Raw genomic sequence first — 20,905 nt, 5'->3', positions numbered from 1 at the left:
CTGTTGTTCGGCCCATGCCGTAATTACGTCCCGCTCAACAGTGAGCGGTAGGAAGGTGCAATCGTGAATCGCGATCGCCGTACTCGTAGCCCCCGTGCCTGTCGCCCGCGGCAGGCCGCTCGTCTCGTTCGCGGCGTCTGGACCGTCGATGACCGCTGGGTGGGCGTTTCCGCCGTACCGCGCAGCGCCGCGGCCGATTCCATGATGGACTTCGCCCCCGAAGCCGCGCCGGTGCCCGAGCGGGTACCCGCCGACGATCGGCCACCGGTGGAGACCGACTGATGGTGCTTGCCGCAGTGGGTGATTCGTTCCAGCAGACGGCGGCCACCGGGCCGCTGTTGTTGGCGCTCGGCGCGTGCGTACTGGCCGGATTGGTCTCGTTCGCCTCGCCGTGTGTCGTGCCGCTGGTGCCGGGTTACCTGTCCTACCTCGCCGGACTGGTCGGCGCCGAGGCGCCGCCCGCGACCGCCGCGCATGCCAAAGGCATTGGCGGCCGAGCGGGTTCGGTGACGGAGCGGGCTGCGGCACGTGCGGGCCGGATGCGGGTGGCCGGTGCGGCCGGTTTGTTCGTCGCCGGATTCACGGTGGTGTTCGTGCTCGCCACCGCAACGGTTTTCGGCGTTATCCAGACCTTGAACGTGAATCGTGAACTGCTGCAACGTGTCGGCGGTGTGGTCACCATCGTGATGGGCCTGGTGTTCATCGGTTTGGTTCCGGCATTGCAGCGCGATACCCGGATGGAGCCGCGCAGGCTCACCAGCATCGCGGGCGCACCGCTGCTCGGCGCGGTTTTCGCGCTCGGCTGGACGCCGTGTCTCGGGCCGACGCTATCCGGGGTGATGGCGGTCTCCGCGGGCACCGATGGCACCACGGCGGTGCGCGGCGTCGCGCTGATCGTCGCCTATTGCCTCGGCCTTGGCCTGCCGTTCGTGATCCTGGCCTTCGGCTCGGCGAGTGCGCTGCGCGGGGTCGGCTGGCTGCGGCGCAATTCCCGCACCATTCAGATCATCGGGGGCATGCTGCTCGTCGCGGTCGGCATCGCGCTGGTCACCGGGGCGTGGGATCAGTTCGTCGCCTGGGTGCGGGACGCGTTCGTTTCCGAGGTGACATTGCCGATATGACCGTGATCGACAGACCCGAGGCACCGGTGACGCAGCCGAAGCAGTCCCCACTCGGGCGGGTATGGGCGTTCGTGCGCAATGCCTGGCGCGGGCTCACCAGTATGCGCACCGCGCTGGTATTGCTGTTCCTGCTGGCGCTGGCCGCGATTCCGGGTGCGCTGCTGCCGCAGCGAAATCTCAACGAGGGCAAGGTCGCCCAGTACATCGCCGACCGCCCGACGCTCGGTCCGTGGATGGACCGGTTCGAGTTGTTCGACGTGTTCTCCAGTTTCTGGTTCACGGCGATCTATGCGCTGCTGTTCATTTCGCTCGTCGGCTGCATTCTGCCGCGCTGCTTCGATCACTATCGCGCGCTGCGCACGCCGCCGGTTCGGGTGCCGCGCAACCTGACTCGGCTGCCGCATCACTACTCCGAGACCGTGGCCGGCGCGCCGGACAAGGTACTCGAGCATGCGCGCGGTGAGCTGCGTGGTTGGCGCACCGAGGTGCGCGACGGCACGCGCGATGGTGAGCTCACCCTCTCCGCGGAGAAGGGCTACACCCGCGAACTCGGCAACCTGGTGTTCCACCTCGCTCTGGTCGGGCTGCTCGTCGCCATCGCGGTCGGCAAGTTGTTCGGCTACGAGGGCAGCGTGATCGTTATCGCGGACAACGGTCCCGGCTTCTGCACCACCTCGCCCGCGGTCTTCGACTCGTTCAAGGCGGGCAATATCAACGACGGCACCGGCATGGCGCCGCTGTGCGTGCGGGTCAAGGACTTCAAGGCCGACTACCTGACGAACGGCCAGGCCGAGATGTTCACCTCGAATATCGAATACCAGGCCGGATCCGATCTGCAGAACAACACCTGGCGTGACGCGCGGATCCAGGTGAACCATCCGCTGCGCGTCGCGGGGGATCGGCTGTACCTGCAGGGCCATGGTTTCGCGCCGACCTTCACGGTCACCTTCCCGAACGGGCAGACCCGGACCGAGACCGTCCAGTGGCGGCCCGACAACGCGCAGACCTTCTTGTCCAGCGGTGTGCTGCGGATCGATCCGCCCGGCGGCATGTACGCGACCGATGAGGAGCGCCGCAAGAACCAGATCGCCATCGAGGGTCTGTTCGCGCCGACCGCGCTACTGCACGGGAACCTGCTGACCTCGTCGTTCCCGAAGCTGAATGATCCGGCCGTCGCGGTGGACATCTACCGGGGCGACACCGGACTCGATACCGGTAAACCGCAATCGCTGTTCGCGCTGGATCCGGAGCAGGTCAAGCAGGGTCGACTGACCAAGGAGGCGCGGGTCAACCTGCGTCCCGGTGAGTCGAGCACGCTGCCCAACGGCACCAAGGTCACCTTCGACGGCGCGCAGGAATTCGTGAATCTGCAGGTGTCGCACGATCCGGCGCAGCAGTGGGTGCTGGTGAGCGCGCTGGCGATGATGGCCGGGTTGCTGGTGTCGCTGCTGGTGAAGCGGCGGCGTATCTGGATCCGCGTCTACCCGGCCGATAGCGAAGCCGGTACCGTTGACCAACGACGCACCGTAGTAGAGATGGGCGGGCTCGCCAGAACCGATCAGGCGGGCTGGGGCGGCGAATTCGATCGCCTGCGCAAGCGCCTGCTCGATGACCAATCCGCCACGGGAGAGTGACCATGCCGATCGACGAGAACATCGCCCATTACAGCGATCTCGCCTTCAAGTCGGCGATCGTCGTGTACGCGCTGGTGCTGGTGCTGCTGATCGTGCAGTACGCGGCAACGCGGACCCAGAAGGTCGTCGCGCGCGAATTGGTGACCGCGGGCGGCGGCGCTGGTCCCGCGGTGCCGGGCCGGGTCGAGACGCCGCAAGCCAAGCCGCTTTCGGAGCGCGCGGGCAATATGGCCTTCTCGGTGCTGTTCGTCGCCATCGCGCTGCATGTGAGCTCGATCGTGTTGCGCGGCTTCGCGACCCACCGCTTCCCGCTCGGCAACATGTACGAGTTCGTCACCATGGCGACCGCCGCGGCCGCCTTCGTCGGCATGGTGTTCCTGCGTGAACAGCGCTACCGCTCGATGTGGGTGTTCCTGCTCGTCCCGATCCTGATCCTGCTGTTCCTGGCGGGCACCCTGCTCTACGCCGACGCGGCACCCGTTGTGCCAGCGCTGAAGTCGTTCTGGCTGCCCATCCACGTCACCATCGTCAGCATCGGCAGCGGCGTCTTCCTCGTCTCCGGCATCGCCAGCCTGCTGTTCCTCTACCGCCTGCGCCAGCCCGAAGGCGCCGAATCCAACAACATCCTCGGCACCATCGCCCGCCGTCTCCCCGACGCCCGCACCCTCGACCGCCTGGCCTACAAAACCACCATCATCGGCTTCCCGTTGTTCGGTGCCGGTGTCATCCTCGGCGCCATCTGGGCCGAAGCCGCCTGGGGCCGCTTCTGGGGCTGGGACCCGAAGGAAACCTGCTCCTTCATCGCCTGGGTTCTGTACGCGGCGTATCTCCACGCCCGCGCCACCTCGGGTTGGCGCGACACGAAAGCCGCCTACATCAATATCGCCGGTTTCGTAGCGATGCTCTTCAACCTGTTCATCATCAACATCGTGATCAGCGGGTTGCATTCATACGCGGGGTTGAACTAGAGGGCTTCACCTGCGGAAATGCGGATTATTCCGGTACTGCCGTACCGGTACTTTCAGGCTCGGCACGCAGTGAGTACGCAGTAGCTTCGAGCCGGGCTTGAAGTACGCCGCCGACAGCGGTGCGGGTGGACTGGTCGGCGTCGGGCCACAGATGGGCGTAGTACCGCAGCGTGGTGACCGCGCTACCGTGTCGAAGGCGAGCCTGAACAGTCTTGATGTCGGCACCATGCTTGATCAGCAGCGACGCGTAGTAGTGCCGGAGGTCCTGGAAGCTGAATCCCTTGGGCAGACCAGGAACCAGCTCTTTGGCGGCCCGCATGTTCCAGCCGATCACCCACGGCGACGCTGGCTTGCCGAGTTCGTCGCAGACCAGGTGCCTGCCCGGACGTTCCCGTGCGGAGGCAAGCATGGCTGTCAGCTCGGCGGGGATCGGGACAGGGGTGTCGCTGGCTTCGGTCTTGAGTGGGTCATCCGGCCATTGCCGTTGCGGAAACACCACACCTTCGGCGAAGTCGACGTCTGCGGTCCAAAGGCCGGCCGCCTCGGAGATGCGCAGGCCGACGAACGCGCCGAGCAGAATCGCCACGCGTAGATGCTCCGGCATGGCGTCGTGCAGCGCCCAGACCTGCTCGGTGGTCGCGACGTATACCTTTTGCTTGCCTGCCGGTGGCGAGGTGCGGCGCGAGCACGGGTTTCGGGCGAGTAGACCGTCGTGGACGTGGCGTCGTGTGCGTCGACTACGGTCTACTGAACGCGGCTTTGATGCCAAGGGGACTACTAACGCCGGGCGAGTTCATGAAGCGGCGCTGTGGAAAAGGGAAGTGCCTCCGGCGGGATCTAGCAACAGGATGGGGGGAGGGTCGAGATCCCTTGTGTCGTGCGGTTTGTTGGTGCTCACCAAGTGTTTTCCATCCCGCCACTGAGCCGAGGCAGAGCCGAGCAGCCAGGTACTGGGGTGTCAAACGGTAAAGCGTGTTTGACACCCCAGTACCTGCCCGCTCCACAATGTGTCGACTCAGCGGCGGGATGGAAAACACAGCCCCTCCTCTGCAAGGGCAGGCCGGTGGCCCCGCCCTGCGCGGCACGTCTCAAGCCGGTCTTGCGGGCCGGGAACTACACTGTGGTCATGAGCGGTACTCACGAGGAACTCGTCCGGCTCGCCGAGGCCGTACCTGAAGACCAGGTGCCCGCGGCGGCGGCGTTCCTTCGCCAGCTGGCGCGACCCGCCGCCGGTCGCCGCGAGTTCGGCTGCGCAGGGACGCTCACCGCTGAGCCCGATTTCGGAGAGCGGTCCGAAGACATCCTCCGCGACGAGATCGGCCGAAGGGGCACCACTGCGTGATCGTCGTCGACACAGGGCCGATCGTTGCCCTGATGAACAACCGCGACAACTACCACACCACCTGCCGGGAACTGCTGACGAACGCACCCGGTCCTCTGCTGGTACCAGCCCCGGTCTTCACCGAAGTCTGTCTGCTGCTCGAGAGCCGCCGAGGCACACATGCCGAACTGGCGTTCCTCCGAGACGTGGCCGACGGCGTATTCACGTCATCGACATGACCCCGGCCGACCTGATCCGCATCTGTGAACTTGTCGGCAAATACGCCGACCTGCCACTGGGCACGGTGGACGCCTCCGTCGTGGCTGTGGCTGAACGATTCCCGGTTACTGCCGTCGCCACGTTGGATCGCAAGCACTTCTCGATCGTCCAGTCCAAGGCCGGTCAGCTGCTCCTCGTGCCGTAGCTCGGCGCGGGTACGCAGAAAGTACGCAGCAGGTCAGAGCCGCGCCAACACGGCCAACATGCGCATCACTCAAACCCGCTGGTAGATAGCGTGGCCGTTGATAGCCGTCAACTGCAAACGCCGAGAACGCTTTTCATCATCAACATCGTGATCAGCGGATTGCACTCGTACGCGGGACTGAACTGAGTGCCAGAATAGCGCTCTGACCAGGAAATTCGCATTCTCAGGAATTGGTCGGATTTCCCAGTTCGGCATCGATGTCCTGCTCGGTGACCGAGTGGTGGTTGGCCCCAGCCCCATACAGTGCTGGGGCCTTCCACGACCGCTGTCCCGAAGGGGGATGGAACACCAGCCTCAGTCCGGATCAGCGTGGCCGCCACCGACAATTGACGTGTCAGTGGTCGTCGAGCAGCCAAACCGGCAGCGCCGTAGTTGGCGGACTCGCCGTGTTGCTTTCGACCCGACAGAGACCCTTCGACTGACGGACAAGCGGGTCTGCGTCGCGGATGAGACGCTGATCGCTCAGGTCGACTCGATTTCAGCGTCCTCGAAGGAGATGGTGACCCGCTCAGTCGCTGGTCCCTTACCGGCCTCGAGTGAAGGGCCCGCCCAACTGCTCGCCCAGGCATTGTGCAGCCGAATCCGCCGGACGGGCTTCCGCTGGGTGTCCATCACGGTGATGGTGATGTTCGGCGTGGCGGAATCCACGCCGCGGGTACGCGTCTTCTCGATCCACTTGGTGAACTGGGCGCTCCGGTCCAGGCCTCGCGTAATGGTCACCTCACCCCTCTGCTCGACTCCTGGCTGCTTGTGAGTCACGGGCTGTCCCGAGGACGTGACCTGCTTGATCTCGACAACGTCCTGATCGAGTTTGAGATCTGACACATCCTGCGCCGTTTCCACCGTGAACTTGCCCATTGCGATGCTGAAGGTGCCGGTGGTGATCGTGTCCCCGATTGCCATTGTGACCTCCTGGATTAGTAACCGATGGGTTTCTCTCTCATGAGGCACTGCCACTCGAGAATACGGCGCTTGCGACAACGCTGGAGTTGAAGTCGCTGCATCGGCGATCTTCGACACCCGCACCGCGTCGGCTGCGTAGCGACGCCGAGCGCAACCGGGCACAGCTGGTGGCCGCCGCGCGGGAGATGTTCGCCGACTACGGGGTCGACGTGGCGACGGCCGGCATCGCCCGGCATGCCGGGGTCAGTAACGGCACGCTCTACAACCGGTTCCCGACCCGGGACGCGCTGATCGAGGCAGTGTTCATCGACCGGCTCGAGGCGCTCGTCGCGCTCGCTGAGCAGGCGGCGGCCCAGCCCGACCCCTGGACCGGGTTCGTGTCCTATCTGACCGTCCGCTTCCTTGATCCCAAGGGGCGATGAACGCGAACGGAGACGGCGACAAGGAGGTTCAGCCCGACCAGATTCCGGTGGCGGCGAACTTCTCCAGGATCGCGGTGGGTTCGGTGAGGTTCATGCCCTGCGCCTCGACCCATGCGTCGTCGAAATATGTTCCGGCGTAACGGTCTCCGCCGTCGCAGAGCAGCGTCACCACGCTGCCGGAGCGGCCGGCGCCGATCATTTCCGCGATGAGGGCGAATGCGCCCCACAGGTTGGTGCCGGTGGAACCGCCTATGCGGCGGCCGATTACGCGGCTGGCGCGGCGCGCGGTGGCGATGGAGGCGGCGTCGGGGACCTCGATCATCCGGTCCACCACCTGGCCGACGAAGGACGGCTCGACTCGCGGGCGGCCGATTCCTTCTATGCGCGAAGGCATTCCGGTCTGGTACCCGGCATCGGCGGTCTCATAGCCCCCATAGAACGCCGAGTTCTCCGGGTCGACGACGGCCAGCTTCGACGGGTGGCGGCGGTAACGGATGTAGCGGCCGATAGTGGCGCTGGTGCCGCCGGTGCCCGCGCCGACCACAATCCAGTCCGGGATCGGGTGCGCCTCCAATTCCATTTGCTGGAAGATGGATTCGGCGATGTTGTTGTTGCCGCGCCAGTCGGTGGCGCGCTCGGCGTGGGTGAACTGGTCCATGAAGTGACCGCCGCATTCGGCCGCCAGCCGCGCCGCCTCGGTGTACATATCCGGCGCGCGCTGCACGAAATGGCAACGGCCGCCTTGGGTTTCGATCAACTCGATCTTTTGCGGCGAGGTGCTCGCCGGCATCACCGCGACGAAATTCAAGCCGAGCAGTTTGGCGAAGTACGCCTCGCTGACCGCGGTCGAACCCGACGACGCCTCCACCACCGTGGTGCCCTCGGTGACCCAGCCGTTGCAGATCGAGTACAGGAACAGCGACCGCGCCAGCCGGTGCTTGAGACTGCCGGTGATGTGGGTGGACTCGTCCTTGAGGTACAGCTGGACGCGCCAGGCGGCGGGCAGCGGATACCGGAGCAGGTGGGTGTCGGCGCTGCGCTGGGTATCGGCCTCGATGAGGCGCACGGCGTTGTCGACCCACGCGCGCGGGGTACTGCGATCGCAGTACTTCACGAGCCGGCTCCTGGCCCGTCGGTCTCACCGCGCAGCCGGGCGCGCAGCTGCGCCTTGTCCTGGCGGCGTTTCGCGTCGACGGCCGCGATGTCCTCATTGACCCGGGTGCGCAGCTTCTTGAACAGCGTCAGCGACAGTGGCATCGCGATGAGCAACGCGAAAAGGGCCGCGACCACCAGCGGGATATCGACCGAGACGAGGTGGGCCGCGCCGACGATCACGGCGGTGATGACCACGACCAGCGCCAGCCTGGCGAGCGTGTACAGCGCCAGATTGCGGGCCAGCCGCGCACCGGTGCCAGCGGTTTGCTGTCCTGGGTCACCCTGCGGTGGAGTTGCATCACTCACGTCGTCCAGCCTATGCGAAGCTGTCGCCCGTCCTCGGCGATACCTACCGCCGAGGTCGAGGCGGGTATCCGTTTTGTCTATTACTTCCCCTTTACCAACTGTAGGTGGTTCGAGTACCTAGGGGTCGCAGTGCAACGATGGCGCCATCTGATGAGGGAACTGTCGAGAACGGAGAGGTTTGCTATGACTGCGATCACCGTCGGCGGCCAGGACACCCTGCTGACTCCTGGCCAAGTGGCCGCCATGTTCCACGTCGATCCGAAGACCGTCACCCGCTGGGCCCACGCCGGGCGCCTCGGGTCCCTGCGTACACCCGGTGGGCATCGACGGTTCCGCGAGTCCGAAGTGCTCCAATTGCTCAGGTCGCTGACTACCGAGGCGACCGCACGCTGATCATCGGCCGCGGGTCCCGTAGCGACCGCTTGCCGGTCGCTCGGCAGGATCGGCTCTGCTGTCTAGGGGCCCGCACCTGCCCTGAGGTGCCAATTTCATGTCTGCGGTGTCCGAAGGCTACGTACGCGACTACCCTCGTTAGCAGGAGGTGAGCGACGTGACGTACCTGTTGGCACTCATCGCAGTCGTGGCAGTCGCGGTGTTGTGCTGGAAGGCGTTCGGACCTGAGAAGACCGGACCAAGCGCTCCACCCACGCGTTCACCACAGCGCAAGCGCATCAAGGGGCCCGATGACGACCCCGAATTCCTCTGGCGCATCTCGCGCCAGCATCGCGATGGCGACGGTTCCACCGAGCGCTGAGCGATTGTTTCTCCAGTCCACCGGAGGGTTGCCGGTGGGTGCCTGGTCCCTTTCGGACGATTGTCGCTGAGGGCTGGGCGAATAGCGCTTCGAGCGGGTTCCCGCTGAAGTGCCTGCTCTGATAAGGCTGACGTACGGCGTGCCCGAAATCCTTAGGGATTCAGCGGCTCACGTGTAGGCGTCGGCGGCTCGTGCATAAGCGATTATCCCCTCGCACAAGGTCTACCTTGTGCGAGGGGATCGCTGAGTGTGCGTGATGATCACTGGATCTGCGGCAGCTCGAACGATCACGGCTCGCCGTTGACCACCGCCATCATGGCGTCCATGAAGGGCTGGCCGCCCATGATGTAACCACCGGCGATCGCGCCGATGACCGCGCCGATCGGGCCGGTGATGATGCTGAAGAAGAACATCCCGACGACGGCGCCGATGATGCCGCCGAGGATGCCGCCGACGACCAAGCCGACGACGTTCTTCTCGAGTTCGGCGTTCAGGCGGGCCATGGAGCTGACAGGCTGCATTTCGCCGATGTTCTTGGCGGTCAGTTTCGGTGTGAGAGCGAGGGATCGGCCGTCATCGGTGATCGCCTGGTCGACCGCGACTTTCGTGCCGGAGACCTCGTAGGTCAGCGGGATCTCGGTGACGACCTCGCCGGTTTTGGACTTCAGCGAGACCTTGGTGCCATTGTCGACGAGCTCGAATTTGCCATTGTCGACGGCGGTGGTGAGCACCCGGGCGGCGTCGGGGGTATCGGTGATAACCGTGCGGTAGCCGATTCCCTGCTCGACGCCGGTCGCCGACACCTCTTTGGCGGCCGCCGTTGGCTTCGCGTGCGCAGTTCCCGCCGCGATTCCCACGGCGGCTATGGACAAGAACGTGACGGCGAGCATGCCGAGCTTCATTCAGATTTCCTTTTTACAGCTCCGACCCCGGTAGCCGGATGACACGTCTAGCGCCACGTAGCTTGTTGCCTCACAACATGATTGGCACACCCCCAAACGCTCATCGTTATTCAATTGTGATCTTCATATTCGACCCACGATCGTTTCAGACGGGTATCTTGCCTATCCCCAAGGGTGGAGGCCAGCGACAACTCGACGCACACCCGTCCGATGGTGTAGGCATGACGTGCTCGCCAAATTGCAAGTTTCAACTTTTCGGATCTCGGCGCGCGAGTTCGAACAGCCCTGGAGGACGTTAGGTGTCGCGTCAACGTGTCCGTGCCGGTATCACCTTGACCGTCTTCATGATCGGAACGGCACTGGCCGCGGGCGCCGTCGCCGTGGCGGCGATGTCGCTGAGCGATCCAGAGTCCACCAGCGCCGCCCCCTCGCCTGCCGCCCAGAACGACGCTGTGCCAACCGCATCGATTGCACCGTCGATCTCCGATGTGCCCCTGCCCACCAGCGAAGCCCCGCCGTCGACCTCCGCCGTCCGCAGCACCTTCGACAAGATCGCCACCGGTTTGAAGGTCAATGTCGGTGACTGCGTGCAGATCGGCCGCAACGGCGATACCGCCACCATCGGCAAGGCCCCTTGCGGCAGCCCGAGTTCCAATTACAAGGTCATCGAAAAGGCGCCGGAGAGCGCCGCGTGCCCGAGCGACGCCGACCGTCCGTTCAACGACACCCTGCACGGCGTCAACCGCGCCGCCCTGTGCCTCGATATCGACTGGGTGATCGGCGGCTGCATGGAACTCGTCCAGGACAACCCCAAGCGCATCGACTGTGCCGCCAAAGGCACCCCCAATGGCGTCCGTGTCGTGGAAATCAAACAGAACACCACGAACGTCAATGTCTGCTCGACCAGCGACCGCGGAATCGTCTACCAGCAACGCCAATTCGTAGTCTGCGTCGCCCGGCTCTAGCCGCGGAATGCGCTCGGGCACATGATGTGCCAGATCCGGTGATCTCGTCTATCGGCATGTGAGCGAATGCTTTTCGGCAGCGCTGGCTGCTCGCGGGTGCTGTTGGCGCCTGTCGCTGCATTGATGCCTCCTATGTCACTGCCGCGCCCATGATTCGGCGCGTAACCCTGCGGTGTGCACACCCCCAAATGTGAGGTGTGCACACCTTTTGTCTGTCATGCACACCCCGCCTGCTGGGTAGGGCGGGTGTGCGGTGCCGACCGGTATTCGGAGGGTCGGCTCGGCAACGTCGTCAATTTTTGTTGACAACTCGCGACTTTGTCAATAAAAATTGACGGCATGACTGAGGCAACCACACTGGCGGCCGCCGCGGGCAGCCCCGACCCCAGGGTCGGGCTGCGCGCTGTGCTCGCGCTGCGTCGGCTGCTCGAACGTCTGGAGGCGATCCAAGTGACCAATGCGCGTGCACAGGGCTGGTCATGGCAGGCGATCGCGGAGGCGCTCGAGGTCAGCAAGCAGGCGGTCCACCAGAAATACAACCGGAGAGGCGGGAACCGCTGATGTTCGAACGGTTCAGCAGGTCGGCGAGGACGGCGATCGTCATCGCCCAAGAGGACGCGCGGGAGCTGCGCTCGCCGAGAATCGAGGTTGAGCACATGCTGCTCGGCGTGCTGTCCCAAGGTGGGCCGGAGTTGAAGACATTGCTCGAAGAGGCGGGCATCACACACGGGGACGCCATGAAAACCCTTGGCCAACAAGGTAAAGGCCAGCCGCTCGGCGCGGAGGACGCCGAGGCGCTGCGCTCGATCGGCATCGACCTGGATGCCGTGCGCGAGAGCCTGGAGGCGACCTTCGGCGAGGATGCCCTGGAGCGGGCAGTACCCGAGGAGCGTCAGGGACGATTCGGTCGCGGTCGCGACCGGAACTGGGGCAATATCCCGTTCGCCAGGGATGCCAAGAAGGTCCTCGAGCTGGGACTGCGAGAAGCGCTCGCCCGCAAGGACAAGTCCATCGAATCCGGGCATCTGCTGCTCGGCATCCTGCGCGCGCCCAACGAGACCACCACCCGCATCCTCGGCGGTGCGCAGGCGATCGATGAGCTGCGGCCGAAGGTGCACGCACTGCTCGACCGTGCCGCGTGAGGGGTCGGGCATGGGCTTGCCATGGGATTCGTGGTTTGTGGCAGCACATGCCCGCCCTTCGGGCCTAGCATCATGGCATGCAGCTTCTGATTCGGTTGATCATCAACGCCGTTGCCATCTGGCTGGCCGCCGCATGGGTCGACAAGATCGAGATTTGGAGTCCCGAGGACAACGGCAATGGCGGCAAAGTCATTGTCATCCTGGCCGTCGCGGTGGTCTTCACTCTGGTGAATGCCCTGGTCAAGCCGATCGTGAAACTTCTTTCGCTACCGCTTGTCATCCTCACCCTCGGCCTGTTCCTGGTGGTGATCAACGCGCTGATGCTGTGGCTCACCGCGAAGATCACCGAAACCACCGACTACGGCCTGCGCATCGACGGCTTCTGGCCTGCGGTCTGGGGCGGCATCATCGTCGCGGTGGTCAACTGGATTCTCGGCGTCCTGGTTCCGGACGGCGACGACTAACTGTCGCGCGGGCGACCGGATTCCCGGTCGCCCCACCGGCGCGTTTCCTAGCCGACGATCCCCAGCGCGAGCGCGGTAACCGCCGACCACACCAGCAACGCCAACCCCGAATCGCGCAGGGCCGGAATCAGTTCCAGCCCACCCTTGCCGGAGCGCACCGGCGCGTTGGCGCGCACCGCCAGCGGCACGGCGACCAGCCCGACCAGCGCCCACGGCGTCCGGGCGATCAACAGCAGCGTGGCGAGGAACGGCACCGCGAGCAGCACCAGGTGCAGCGTGCGGGTTCGCGGATCGCCCAGTTTGACCGCGAGGGTGACCTTTCCGGATTCGGTATCGGTCGGGATATCGCGCAGATTGTTGGCGACCAGCACGGCGCTGGAGAACGCCCCGACGCCGATCGCGAGTACCAGACCGGCCCACTCGATCCGCTCGGCCTGCACGAATTCGGTGCCGAGCACACCGATCAGACCGAAGAAGACGAATACCGCCAACTCACCGAAACCGCTGTAGCCGTAGGGCTTGCTGCCGCCGGTGTAGTACCAGGCACCGGCCAGGCAGACCGCGCCGACGAGCAGCAACCACCAGGCCGTCGTGAGCGCGAGCACCAGTCCGAAGACCGCACCGACGGCCAGGCTGATGATCGCGGCATTTCTGACCGCGGTGGGGGAGGCCAGCTGTTGACCGACCAGCCGCAGCGGACCGACCCGCACGTCATCGGTGCCGCGGATACCGTCGGAGTAATCGTTGGCGTAGTTCACCCCGATGATCAGGGCCAACGAAACCAGCAGCGCGAGAACGGCTTTCCACCACACCGCGCCATCGATCGAGGCGGCGGCGCCGGTACCGGCCAGGACAGGGGCGATCGCGTTCGGCAGGGTGCGGGGCCGTGCGCCCTCGATCCATTGCGCTGCAGTAGCCATCTTCGCAGCCTAGTGCGCGGACGCCGGACAGTCTGCTCGGGCGGTTCAGTTGGCTTCGGCGGCGGCTTTGAGCCGATCGAGCCCCTTCTCGAAGTCCTTGCCGATCATGTTGTCGAACGGGAAGACCTTCCCGACCAGCCCCATCAGGCCCGAGCGCGCCCCGGTCATCCGCCACACCACCTCGGTGCCGCCATCGACGGGGTTCAACTCGAAGACCGTCTTATTGGTGGCCTTGAACGGCTTCTCGAAGGCGAGCCGGATGCCGATCGCCTGGTCGTCGCTGGAGGTGATCTCCATGCTGCCGCGACCGGCCTTCCGGTTGCCGTCCCAGGCGTACTGGGCGCCGACACCGGCGTCCGGCCCGGAGTACGTCCGCTGCAACTGCGGATCGAGGTCCTCCCATGGCGACCACTTGGTCCACTCGTGGAAGTCATCGATCAGCCCGTGAATGCGTGCGGGCTCGGCCGTGATCACGGCCTGCCGAACAATTTCGAACTCAGCCATGCGCTCAGCGTAAGCGACGAACCGCTCGGAACAGGGGTGAAAAACCATGTCGGCCCGGCAGCCACTGCTCGCATACGATTACCACGGAATGTTTCCCGATCAGAGCGGCCCGAGCGGCCGAAGTCAAACCTTGACGACGCCCGCAGGCGAATCGGTCGTAGTGGCCCTGCTGGGCGAAGTCGCGCTACGCCGAGACGGCGCACTGACGGCGCTACCGGGGGCGCGTTCGCGGCTGTTGCTCGCGGCGCTGGCCCTGCGCCCAGGTCGCAGCCGCAGCGCCCAGGCGCTCATCGATGAGGTATGGGGCGAGCAGCCGCCGCGAGCGCCGATGAACGCGCTGCACACCCAGGTGTCACGGCTGCGGTCCGCGCTGCCGGACGCGGCGCTGGAGATCGGCCCGGCGGGTTACCGGCTCACGCTGACCGCGGATCAGGTCGATCTGACCCTGGCGGACGAACTGGTGCGCGTGGCCCGCGCCCGACAGGCCGGTGGTGACCACACCGGCTCGCTGAGCGTGGTGGCGCAGGCCAGGTCGCTGTGGCGCGGCGAGCCCGGCGCCGATCTGCCCGCGGGCCAACTCGCCGACGAACTGCGCACCGCGGCCGCACACCGGTTGGCCGAACTCGAGGCGATCGAGGTCGCTGCCCGGGTCGCGAGCGGCGACCTCGACGGTGCGGTGGCGATCACCCGCCGGACCGCCACGGCCAACCCGTTGGACGAGGCCGCCCATGCCACCTTGATGCGGTTGCTGGCCGCGGCCGGGCGGCCCAACGAGGCCTTGGATGTCTTCGCATCGATCCGCGGGCGGCTGATCGAGGAACTCGGCGCCGATCCCGGTCCGGCATTGGTGGAGCTGAATACCACCATCCTGCGCGGTGACCCGCTGCCCGGCTTCGCGCCGCGCTCGGATCGCGCTGCGCCGGTTTCGAATACCGCCGCGGCACCGACGCCGCCAACGGATTCGGCCGCTCCATCGGTCTTGGCCGTGCGGGATACGGTCGTGCGGGATTCGGCTGGGCGCAATTCGGCTGGACCAGTGCCGGAGTCGACCGTCGCCGCGCCCCAGGGTGTCCTCTCGGCGATCGGCTTGCGCGCGGCTCCGAACGCATTGCTCGGGCGTGCCGATGATCTGGACGCGCTCGAGCAGCTGCTGCGGCAGTCCAGGGTGACGACGGTGCTCGGTCCCGGCGGCACCGGAAAGACCAGGGTGGCCAACGAATTGGGCGCGCGGGTGGCGCGCGGCGAATCGGTGGTGATGGTGGAGCTGGCCTCGGTGCAGGCCGACACGGGCGCCGACGCCGATCCACGCTCCGATATCGAGGCCGCGATCAGCACGACGCTCGGCTTGGGCGAGTTGGGCGAGATCGTCCGGGAGACGGGGTGGCGGCGCTCCACCGGCTACAGCGATGCCGGACGCCGACTGCGCGATGCGCTCGCTGCCCGACCCATGCTGTTGATACTGGACAACTGTGAGCATCTGATCGATGCGGTGGCCGAAGTGGTCGCCGATCTGGTCGGCGGCTGTGACCAGCTCAGCGTGCTCACCACCAGTCGAGCGCCGTTGGCGATCACCGCCGAGACGGTATATCCGTTGTCGCCCTTGGCGATCGATGCGGCCGGATCGCCGGCCACCGATCTGTTCATGGCCAGAGCGCGTGCCGTGCGCCCGACCGTGCGACTGGATCCCGACGTGGTGGCCCGATTGTGCGGCACGCTCGACGGTTTGCCACTGGCCATCGAACTCGCCGCCGCGCGAGTGCGAACTATGAGCGTCGAAGAGATCGAAACCCGGCTCGAACACCGATTCGCCTTGCTGCGCAGCGGAGATCGCTCATCGCCGGAACGGCACCGCACCTTGCATGCCGTGATCGCGTGGAGCTGGAATCTGCTCGAGGAGCCGCAACAGATCGCTTTGCGCAGGCTGTGCCGGTTTCCGGCCGGATTCACCCTCGACGCGGCCGAAGTGGTTGCCGGCGGTCCGGATATCGACGACGTCGCCACGGCCGTGGACGGTCTGGTGAGCCAGTCCCTGCTCACCGTCTTGGACGATGACGAGGGTCTGATCGGCACCCGCTACCGGATGCTGGAAACGGTCCGTGAATTCGGTGAGGAACAGCTCGCCAAGACCGGGTCCGAAGCGGCGGCGGGGATTCCGGGTGCGGTCGACGAGCGCCCCGTGGTGATGGATCGAATGTCACGCTGGGCTCGCGACTTCTCGATCGCCGCGGTGCACCGGTACGTCTCCGATGCGCAGGTGGCCACCGTGCTGTCGGTGGGCGCGGATCTCGACAATCTGACCGCGGTGCTTCGATACGCGCTGGAGCGCAGGGACGCCCGCACGGTGTATCGCGTCTTCCCGGTGGTCGGGACGCTGTGGGTGATGCGCGGCGCGCATATGGAGCTCAGCAGTTGGGCACGTCGGATCGTCGGCTTGGCACCGGAACCCGGCCCGGTGCGCGGTACGGTCGCCGATCTGCAGATGCTCGCGCATCTGCAGATCGGTATGCACATGGTGTACCTGGGCGGCGACCTGCGTGATGTGGCGACCCCGCGGGCGCGGATACGTCGATTGCTGGGTACCGCCATCGATCTCAATGGCGGAGCGCGCTTTCTCGGCGTCATGGCCTGCAGCGATCCCACGGGTGCGGGCATGGCGAGGTTGTTCGCTGATGGCGCTCGTTCGCCGGACCCTGTGGTGCGCGCCGCGGCGCTGTTCATGCGCGCGAATGTCCGGGAGAACTCCGGCCACGTCTACGGCTCCACCAGGGACGCACAGGCCGCCTTGCGGCTGATCGTTGGCAAGGATGTCTGGGGCAGGGCGATGGCGACCCAGCATCTCGGGCAGCTCGCCGGACAGACCGCGCACTACGCCGACGCGGTGGAGAACTACCGCCTCGCCGGGGAGCTGTTGCGCGAGTTGCGCGCTCACGAAGAAGCCGTGGAGATACGCAGCTATCTGGCGTTATCGCTGATCGGCGCGGGGCGGCTCGACGAGGCGCGGCGGGAGTTGGGTTACGCGCTCGGCGCCCCGGATGGTGATCCGGCACACGGATCTTCGATCGACGACCCGCATATCCGGCGCAACCATCGTCTGGCGCCGGTGGTGATCGGGGTAGCGGAACTCGAACTGGCCGAGGGCGATATCGATGCCGGCTTCCGCCACTATCGGCGGGCGCTCGAGCTATACGGCTGGCCCGATGACGAGCCGGTGCCGGGACCGGGCGTCCTGATGACCGCCAGCGGAGCGCTGAACGCGTATGTGCTGCACGGTCGGCCGGCGGTGGCGGAAGATATCGCGCGCACGCTGATTCGCCTCGCGGCGGGCCGACTCGCGCAGTTCTACGATCTGCCGCAGATCGGTGCGGTCGGCAATGCGATCGGCACCTTTCATCTCGCGCTCGAATCCGACTCGGAGATCGGCCTGGAACTGCTGTCGCTGGCCACCAAGGTGATGGCGCGACAGGACAATCCGTCGGCCGAGGTACGGCGGCACCTGGAACTGCATCGACCGACGGTGGGGGATGAGCGGATCGATGCGGCGTTGCGTCGAGCCGCAGGGCTGCGGCGTCGGCAAGCGGCGTCCCGGATCCTCGAACTCCTGCAGGAATTGGCCAGTGACGACGAAAGTCGCGATGGGTGACTTAGCGTCTCCCACCGCGACTTTCGCATAACGGTCGAACCCGAGCGTTACGCCCGGCGCATGTACGCCCGGACCGCGAGCGGCGCGAAGATCGCGATCACGATCACCGAGCCCACCAGCGACCAGATCAGATCGCTGCTGTAGATATTGCCGTTCATCAACTCTCGGGCCGCGTTGACCATGTAGTAGATCGGGTTCGCGTGGTTGATCCCCTGCAGCCAGCCCGGCATGGTGCTGACCTGTGCGAACGCGCCGGACATGAAGGTCAGCGGGAACATGATCATCATCGAGATGCCTTGCACGCCAGCGGCGCTCTTACCGGTGACGCCGACCAGCGCCCAGATCCAGCTGACCGCGAACGAGCAGAAGATCACCACCAGACCGGCGACCACGACACCGACGAATCCGCCGCCGGGACGGTAGCCGAGGCACAGCCCGACGACCACGGTGAGCACGGTCGCGAGACTGTAGCGCACCATATCGGCGATCAGTGCGCCCGCCAGCGCCGAAATGCGGGAAATGGGCAGGGATTTGAACCGGTCGAAGACGCCCCTGTCCATATCCTCGCGCAACTGGGTGCCGGTCACCACCGAGGTCAGGATGACCGTCTGCACCAGGATGCCGGGGATCAGGATCGGCAGGTAGTCGTGCACGTTGCCGCCGATGGCCCCGCCGAAGATGTAGGCGAACAGCGCGGTGAACAGGATCGGTTGAATCGTCACATCGAACAGTTGTTCCGGATTGTGCTTGATTTTCAAGATGCCGCGGTAGGCCATTGTGATCGAGGTCTCGACGGTCTTGCGGAGGCCGATGTTGTTGCTGGCTTCCGGGATCGCGGTGGGCGCGGCGTGCCGCGCCGGGTTTGGTGCGGTGATGGTTGTCATGCCGCGCTCCGTTCCGAATCGTTGTCGTCGTCGGCCGGGTGGCCGGTAATGGTGAGGAAGACCTCGTCGAGGCTCGGCTTGCTGACGGTGATCTCGTCGATCGCGATCTCCCACTCGCGCAGGCGGATCAGCAGATCTGCGGTCATGCCCGCGTCCTTGAGCGGTGCCGTCAAGCGACCGGCCTCCGGCGTGATCTGGGCCTCGACACCGAGGAAGTCGCCGACAACGCGGCGGGCCTCGTCGAGCTGGGCCCGATCGACCAGGGTCAGATGCAGTGCCGAGCCGCCGACCGAGGACTTGAGTTCGTCGGCGGTGCCGTCGGCGATCACCTTGCCGTGGTCGATGACGGCGATCCGGTCGGCGAGCTGATCGGCCTCGTCCAGGTACTGCGTGGTGAGCAGCACCGTCGCGCCCTCGCGGACCAGACGGCGGATGGTCTCCCACATCTGGGCGCGGGTGCGCGGGTCGAGACCGGTGGTCGGCTCGTCGAGGAACAGCAGCGGCGGTGTCGCGATCAAGCTGGCGGCCAGATCGAGGCGACGCCGCATACCGCCGGAGAAGTTCTTGAGCGGCTTGTTCGCCGCCTCGGTGAGGTCGAACTCCTCGAGCAGTTCGACCGCTTTGCGCCGGGAGTCGATCCGGCTCAGGCCGAGCAGGCGGGAGAAGATGATCAGGTTTTCGGTGGCGGAGAGGTCCTCGTCGACCGAGGCATACTGTCCGGTGACGCCGACCAGGGAACGGACGGCCGTCGGTTCCTGAACGACGTCACGGCCGAAGATGCGGGCACTGCCGCCGTCGGGACGGAGCAGGGTGGCCAGCATGCGGATGGTCGTGGTCTTGCCTGCGCCGTTCGGTCCGAGCACGCCGTAGACCGAGCCCTGCGGAACCGCCAGGCTCACACCGTCGACGGCGCGCTGTTCCCCGAACACCTTGACCAGGCCGTCCGCCTCTACGGCGAGCGCTGAAGTTGGTGCGAAAGAAGTCATGCCCAAGACTTTGCGGCCCGCGTCTTGCACGGCACTTGCACCGCGATGTCGCGCATCCTTGCACCGCGATCGCGCGCTCTTGCTCCGGCCGACGCACCTAGGTCCGGCGCTTAAAGACGCGTAGAGGCGGACAGGTGTTCGCGGAGCTTGGCGCGATCCGGCTTACCGGGACCGCGCAGCGGGAGCTCATCCAACAGTGCCAGTTCGCGGGGCGCGGCGAACGAGCCGAGCTCCCGTACAACATGTTCACGCAATTGCTCGAGTGTCGGGGCGGCCCCGGCGGTGGGTACCACCGCGACCGCGACCCGCTGACCGAGCCGGTCGTCCGGCAGTCCGAGCACCACGCATTCGCTGATCCCGGGATGCGTGATCAGCACGGCCTCCACCACCTGCGGGATCACCAGCAGCCCGCCGGTCAAGATCGCCTCGTCGAGTCGTCCGCTGATGCTGAGCACACCGTTCTCATAGGTGCCCGCGTCCTCGGTCCGGAACCAGCCGGGTTCGGCGAACGCCGGATGGTCCGGCTGGCCGCGGTAGCCGGATGCGATCATCGCACCGCCGAGCACTACGCGGCCGTCCTCGATGCGAATCTCGGTGCCGTCCAGCGCGACACCGTCGTACACGCAGCCGCCGCAGGTCTCGCTCATGCCATAGGTGCGAACGACGTTGATACCGGCTGCTTTCGCGCGTTCGTAGACCGGTGCCGGGGTGGCCGCGCCGCCGACGAGCACGCCGTCCAACTGGGTCAGCGCCGCCGCGGCGACGGGTGCGTCCAGGGCCTTGATGAGCTGGGTCGGGACCAGTGCCGTGTACCGGCGCTCACCGCGCATCCCGGAGATGGCACCGGCGAGCGCCTCGGGTAGGAAGCCGCCCGAGACGTCGAGCACAGTGGGTTCGGTATCGGCGAGGATGCTGCGCAACAGCACCTGAATACCCGCGATGTGGTGGATCGGCAGGGCAAGCAGCCAGGTGCCGGGACCGCCGAGTCGATCATGCGTCGCGGTCCCGCTGGCCCGCAGCGCCGCGGAGCTGAGCATGGCGCCCTTCGGGACACCTGTGGTGCCCGAGGTGGACACCACGAGCGCCACCTCGTCATCGATCGGCTCGCCCGGGGATAGCGCATCGCTCAGGCGCTGGGCTTCCCGGCGGTCGCTGGCGGGTATCGGCAACCATGCGGGGCCGTTGCCCTCCAGCACTTCGCGCAAATGTGGCACTACATCGCCGAGTCTCGATCCGGTGGGCATCGGCAGCGTCCGCAGACTTTTACTCACAACTTCGCCTCGCTGTCGCTTGTCTCCGTTGTGCCCAGAGGCGTTGTGCCTGTGGTTCGCTCGCTGCGCTCCCTCACGACGCTGATCGTGTCATGTCGCCGCCGCCTCGGGTGGAACGGGTCGGTTGCTGGGGCGGCGCCGTGAAGCTTGTGCCGCGTC

The 20,905-nt window shown here is 66.0% G+C and carries 25 protein-coding genes; 15 read left to right on the top strand and 10 right to left on the bottom strand.

Features of this window, described 5'->3' with window-relative positions; translation table 11 throughout:
* Nucleotides 1-63: 63 nt before the first annotated feature.
* The 4 genes from OG874_RS31080 to ccsB are packed head-to-tail and all read left to right on the top strand — an operon-like array spanning nucleotide 64 to nucleotide 3,723.
* Complete coding sequence (locus OG874_RS31080) at nucleotides 64-282, top strand: hypothetical protein (protein WP_330250639.1); 219 nt, start codon at nucleotides 64-66, stop codon at nucleotides 280-282.
* Nucleotides 282-1,121, top strand: coding sequence for a cytochrome c biogenesis CcdA family protein (locus OG874_RS31075; RefSeq protein WP_330250638.1), 840 nt, complete (start codon nucleotides 282-284; stop codon nucleotides 1,119-1,121). Before OG874_RS31080 ends, OG874_RS31075 begins: the two co-directional genes overlap by 1 nt.
* Complete coding sequence (gene resB / locus OG874_RS31070; RefSeq protein ID WP_330250637.1) at nucleotides 1,118-2,755, top strand: cytochrome c biogenesis protein ResB; 1,638 nt, start codon at nucleotides 1,118-1,120, stop codon at nucleotides 2,753-2,755. Before OG874_RS31075 ends, resB begins: the two co-directional genes overlap by 4 nt.
* Before the next feature lie 2 nt (nucleotides 2,756-2,757).
* The gene (gene ccsB / locus OG874_RS31065; RefSeq protein ID WP_330250636.1) at nucleotides 2,758-3,723 is read left to right on the top strand and encodes a c-type cytochrome biogenesis protein CcsB; all 966 of its coding nucleotides are present in this window, start codon (nucleotides 2,758-2,760) and stop codon (nucleotides 3,721-3,723) included.
* Between the two features lie 25 nt (nucleotides 3,724-3,748).
* Here ccsB and OG874_RS31060 read toward each other — a convergent pair whose 3' ends face one another.
* The gene (locus OG874_RS31060; protein ID WP_330250635.1) at nucleotides 3,749-4,492 is read right to left on the bottom strand and encodes a tyrosine-type recombinase/integrase; all 744 of its coding nucleotides are present in this window, start codon (nucleotides 4,490-4,492) and stop codon (nucleotides 3,749-3,751) included.
* A 357-nt stretch (nucleotides 4,493-4,849) separates the two neighbouring features.
* On the opposite strand from OG874_RS31060, the gene OG874_RS31055 reads away from it, so the two are divergent.
* Genes OG874_RS31055 through OG874_RS31045 form a run of 3 tightly spaced genes read left to right on the top strand, consistent with a single transcriptional unit; the run spans nucleotide 4,850 to nucleotide 5,468 of the window.
* The gene (locus tag OG874_RS31055; protein ID WP_330250634.1) at nucleotides 4,850-5,065 is read left to right on the top strand and encodes a hypothetical protein; all 216 of its coding nucleotides are present in this window, start codon (nucleotides 4,850-4,852) and stop codon (nucleotides 5,063-5,065) included.
* A 32-nt stretch (nucleotides 5,066-5,097) separates the two neighbouring features.
* Nucleotides 5,098-5,283 (top strand): hypothetical protein, encoded by a 186-nt coding sequence (locus OG874_RS31050; RefSeq protein WP_330250633.1) that lies wholly within the window; start codon nucleotides 5,098-5,100, stop codon nucleotides 5,281-5,283.
* Nucleotides 5,280-5,468 (top strand): hypothetical protein, encoded by a 189-nt coding sequence (locus tag OG874_RS31045; RefSeq protein WP_330250632.1) that lies wholly within the window; start codon nucleotides 5,280-5,282, stop codon nucleotides 5,466-5,468. The genes OG874_RS31050 and OG874_RS31045 overlap by 4 nt, the downstream gene beginning before the upstream one ends.
* Before the next feature lie 522 nt (nucleotides 5,469-5,990).
* On the opposite strand, the gene OG874_RS31040 is transcribed toward OG874_RS31045, so the two are convergent.
* Nucleotides 5,991-6,431 carry a phage tail protein gene (locus tag OG874_RS31040; RefSeq protein ID WP_330250631.1) on the bottom strand — a complete coding sequence of 147 codons (441 nt, stop codon included), beginning with the start codon at nucleotides 6,429-6,431 and terminating at the stop codon, nucleotides 5,991-5,993.
* A gap of 86 nt (nucleotides 6,432-6,517) precedes the next feature.
* Between OG874_RS31040 and OG874_RS31035 the strand changes: the two genes are divergently transcribed.
* Nucleotides 6,518-6,853 carry a TetR/AcrR family transcriptional regulator gene (locus tag OG874_RS31035; RefSeq protein WP_330250630.1) on the top strand — a complete coding sequence of 112 codons (336 nt, stop codon included), beginning with the start codon at nucleotides 6,518-6,520 and terminating at the stop codon, nucleotides 6,851-6,853.
* Nucleotides 6,854-6,881: 28 nt separating this feature from the next.
* Here the strand turns inward: OG874_RS31035 and OG874_RS31030 are convergent, their stop codons facing one another.
* Complete coding sequence (locus tag OG874_RS31030) at nucleotides 6,882-7,967, bottom strand: PLP-dependent cysteine synthase family protein (protein WP_330250629.1); 1,086 nt, start codon at nucleotides 7,965-7,967, stop codon at nucleotides 6,882-6,884.
* Nucleotides 7,964-8,314: a DUF4229 domain-containing protein gene (locus OG874_RS31025; RefSeq protein WP_330250628.1), complete on the bottom strand. Its 351-nt coding sequence runs from the start codon at nucleotides 8,312-8,314 to the stop codon at nucleotides 7,964-7,966. Before OG874_RS31025 ends, OG874_RS31030 begins: the two co-directional genes overlap by 4 nt.
* A 183-nt stretch (nucleotides 8,315-8,497) precedes the next feature.
* On the opposite strand from OG874_RS31025, the gene OG874_RS31020 reads away from it, so the two are divergent.
* Both OG874_RS31020 and OG874_RS31015 read left to right on the top strand, forming a co-directional pair.
* Nucleotides 8,498-8,707 (top strand): BldC family transcriptional regulator, encoded by a 210-nt coding sequence (locus OG874_RS31020; RefSeq protein WP_330250627.1) that lies wholly within the window; start codon nucleotides 8,498-8,500, stop codon nucleotides 8,705-8,707.
* Nucleotides 8,708-8,864: 157 nt separating this feature from the next.
* Nucleotides 8,865-9,068, top strand: a complete 204-nt coding sequence (locus tag OG874_RS31015) for a hypothetical protein (protein ID WP_330250626.1) — start codon at nucleotides 8,865-8,867, stop codon at nucleotides 9,066-9,068.
* Between the two features lie 287 nt (nucleotides 9,069-9,355).
* On the opposite strand, the gene OG874_RS31010 is transcribed toward OG874_RS31015, so the two are convergent.
* Nucleotides 9,356-9,970 (bottom strand): hypothetical protein, encoded by a 615-nt coding sequence (locus OG874_RS31010; protein ID WP_330250625.1) that lies wholly within the window; start codon nucleotides 9,968-9,970, stop codon nucleotides 9,356-9,358.
* 299 nt (nucleotides 9,971-10,269) lie between these two features.
* Here OG874_RS31010 and lppU point away from each other — a divergent pair, with 299 nt between their 5' ends.
* The 4 genes from lppU (at nucleotide 10,270) to OG874_RS30990 (ending at nucleotide 12,541) form a co-directional block, all read left to right on the top strand.
* Nucleotides 10,270-10,935 (top strand): LppU family putative lipoprotein, encoded by a 666-nt coding sequence (gene lppU, locus OG874_RS31005; protein WP_330250624.1) that lies wholly within the window; start codon nucleotides 10,270-10,272, stop codon nucleotides 10,933-10,935.
* 339 nt (nucleotides 10,936-11,274) lie between these two features.
* Complete coding sequence (locus OG874_RS31000; protein ID WP_330250623.1) at nucleotides 11,275-11,496, top strand: helix-turn-helix domain-containing protein; 222 nt, start codon at nucleotides 11,275-11,277, stop codon at nucleotides 11,494-11,496.
* A complete protein-coding gene (locus tag OG874_RS30995) occupies nucleotides 11,496-12,077 on the top strand; it encodes a Clp protease N-terminal domain-containing protein (protein ID WP_330250622.1) in 582 nt (193 codons plus the stop codon). The genes OG874_RS31000 and OG874_RS30995 overlap by 1 nt, the downstream gene beginning before the upstream one ends.
* Nucleotides 12,078-12,154: 77 nt before the next feature.
* Nucleotides 12,155-12,541 (top strand): phage holin family protein, encoded by a 387-nt coding sequence (locus OG874_RS30990; RefSeq protein ID WP_330250621.1) that lies wholly within the window; start codon nucleotides 12,155-12,157, stop codon nucleotides 12,539-12,541.
* A gap of 47 nt (nucleotides 12,542-12,588) precedes the next feature.
* Here OG874_RS30990 and OG874_RS30985 read toward each other — a convergent pair whose 3' ends face one another.
* A complete protein-coding gene (locus tag OG874_RS30985; protein ID WP_330250620.1) occupies nucleotides 12,589-13,461 on the bottom strand; it encodes a 1,4-dihydroxy-2-naphthoate polyprenyltransferase in 873 nt (290 codons plus the stop codon).
* Between the two features lie 45 nt (nucleotides 13,462-13,506).
* A complete protein-coding gene (locus tag OG874_RS30980; protein WP_330250619.1) occupies nucleotides 13,507-13,965 on the bottom strand; it encodes an SRPBCC family protein in 459 nt (152 codons plus the stop codon).
* 46 nt (nucleotides 13,966-14,011) lie between these two features.
* On the opposite strand from OG874_RS30980, the gene OG874_RS30975 reads away from it, so the two are divergent.
* Nucleotides 14,012-17,605, top strand: a complete 3,594-nt coding sequence (locus OG874_RS30975) for an AfsR/SARP family transcriptional regulator (protein WP_330250618.1) — start codon at nucleotides 14,012-14,014, stop codon at nucleotides 17,603-17,605.
* Nucleotides 17,606-17,652: 47 nt separating this feature from the next.
* Here the strand turns inward: OG874_RS30975 and OG874_RS30970 are convergent, their stop codons facing one another.
* The 3 genes from OG874_RS30970 to menE form a co-directional block, all read right to left on the bottom strand.
* The gene (locus OG874_RS30970) at nucleotides 17,653-18,489 is read right to left on the bottom strand and encodes an ABC transporter permease (RefSeq protein ID WP_330250617.1); all 837 of its coding nucleotides are present in this window, start codon (nucleotides 18,487-18,489) and stop codon (nucleotides 17,653-17,655) included.
* Nucleotides 18,486-19,475 carry an ATP-binding cassette domain-containing protein gene (locus OG874_RS30965; RefSeq protein WP_330250616.1) on the bottom strand — a complete coding sequence of 330 codons (990 nt, stop codon included), beginning with the start codon at nucleotides 19,473-19,475 and terminating at the stop codon, nucleotides 18,486-18,488. The genes OG874_RS30970 and OG874_RS30965 overlap by 4 nt, the downstream gene beginning before the upstream one ends.
* Nucleotides 19,476-19,585: 110 nt before the next feature.
* A complete protein-coding gene (menE, locus tag OG874_RS30960) occupies nucleotides 19,586-20,719 on the bottom strand; it encodes an o-succinylbenzoate--CoA ligase (RefSeq protein WP_330257493.1) in 1,134 nt (377 codons plus the stop codon).
* Nucleotides 20,720-20,905: the final 186 nt, after the last annotated feature.

The organism is Nocardia sp. NBC_00565 (genome assembly GCF_036345915.1).
Taxonomy (GTDB): Bacteria; Actinomycetota; Actinomycetes; order Mycobacteriales; family Mycobacteriaceae; genus Nocardia.
The sequence above is the reverse complement of the archived record's forward strand: the minus strand, read 5'-3'. Positions and strand labels throughout refer to the sequence as shown.

Bases quoted from the DNA above. Each gene is read 5' to 3' on its own strand.
- OG874_RS31075 (WP_330250638.1), top strand. From the start codon at position 282: ATGGTGCTTGCCGCAGTGGGTGATTCGTTCCAGCAGACGGCGGCCACC.
- resB (WP_330250637.1), top strand. From the start codon at position 1,118: ATGACCGTGATCGACAGACCCGAGGCACCGGTGACGCAGCCGAAGCAG.
- ccsB (WP_330250636.1), top strand. From the start codon at position 2,758: ATGCCGATCGACGAGAACATCGCCCATTACAGCGATCTCGCCTTCAAG.
- OG874_RS31055 (WP_330250634.1), top strand. From the start codon at position 4,850: ATGAGCGGTACTCACGAGGAACTCGTCCGGCTCGCCGAGGCCGTACCT.
- OG874_RS31050 (WP_330250633.1), top strand. From the start codon at position 5,098: ATGAACAACCGCGACAACTACCACACCACCTGCCGGGAACTGCTGACG.
- OG874_RS31045 (WP_330250632.1), top strand. From the start codon at position 5,280: ATGACCCCGGCCGACCTGATCCGCATCTGTGAACTTGTCGGCAAATAC.
- OG874_RS31040 (WP_330250631.1), bottom strand. From the start codon at position 6,431: ATGGCAATCGGGGACACGATCACCACCGGCACCTTCAGCATCGCAATG.
- OG874_RS31020 (WP_330250627.1), top strand. From the start codon at position 8,498: ATGACTGCGATCACCGTCGGCGGCCAGGACACCCTGCTGACTCCTGGC.
- OG874_RS31010 (WP_330250625.1), bottom strand. From the start codon at position 9,970: ATGAAGCTCGGCATGCTCGCCGTCACGTTCTTGTCCATAGCCGCCGTG.
- OG874_RS31000 (WP_330250623.1), top strand. From the start codon at position 11,275: ATGACTGAGGCAACCACACTGGCGGCCGCCGCGGGCAGCCCCGACCCC.
- OG874_RS30995 (WP_330250622.1), top strand. From the start codon at position 11,496: ATGTTCGAACGGTTCAGCAGGTCGGCGAGGACGGCGATCGTCATCGCC.
- OG874_RS30990 (WP_330250621.1), top strand. From the start codon at position 12,155: ATGCAGCTTCTGATTCGGTTGATCATCAACGCCGTTGCCATCTGGCTG.
- OG874_RS30985 (WP_330250620.1), bottom strand. From the start codon at position 13,461: ATGGCTACTGCAGCGCAATGGATCGAGGGCGCACGGCCCCGCACCCTG.
- OG874_RS30980 (WP_330250619.1), bottom strand. From the start codon at position 13,965: ATGGCTGAGTTCGAAATTGTTCGGCAGGCCGTGATCACGGCCGAGCCC.
- OG874_RS30975 (WP_330250618.1), top strand. From the start codon at position 14,012: ATGTCGGCCCGGCAGCCACTGCTCGCATACGATTACCACGGAATGTTT.
- OG874_RS30970 (WP_330250617.1), bottom strand. From the start codon at position 18,489: ATGACAACCATCACCGCACCAAACCCGGCGCGGCACGCCGCGCCCACC.
- OG874_RS30965 (WP_330250616.1), bottom strand. From the start codon at position 19,475: ATGACTTCTTTCGCACCAACTTCAGCGCTCGCCGTAGAGGCGGACGGC.
- menE (WP_330257493.1), bottom strand. From the start codon at position 20,719: ATGCCCACCGGATCGAGACTCGGCGATGTAGTGCCACATTTGCGCGAA.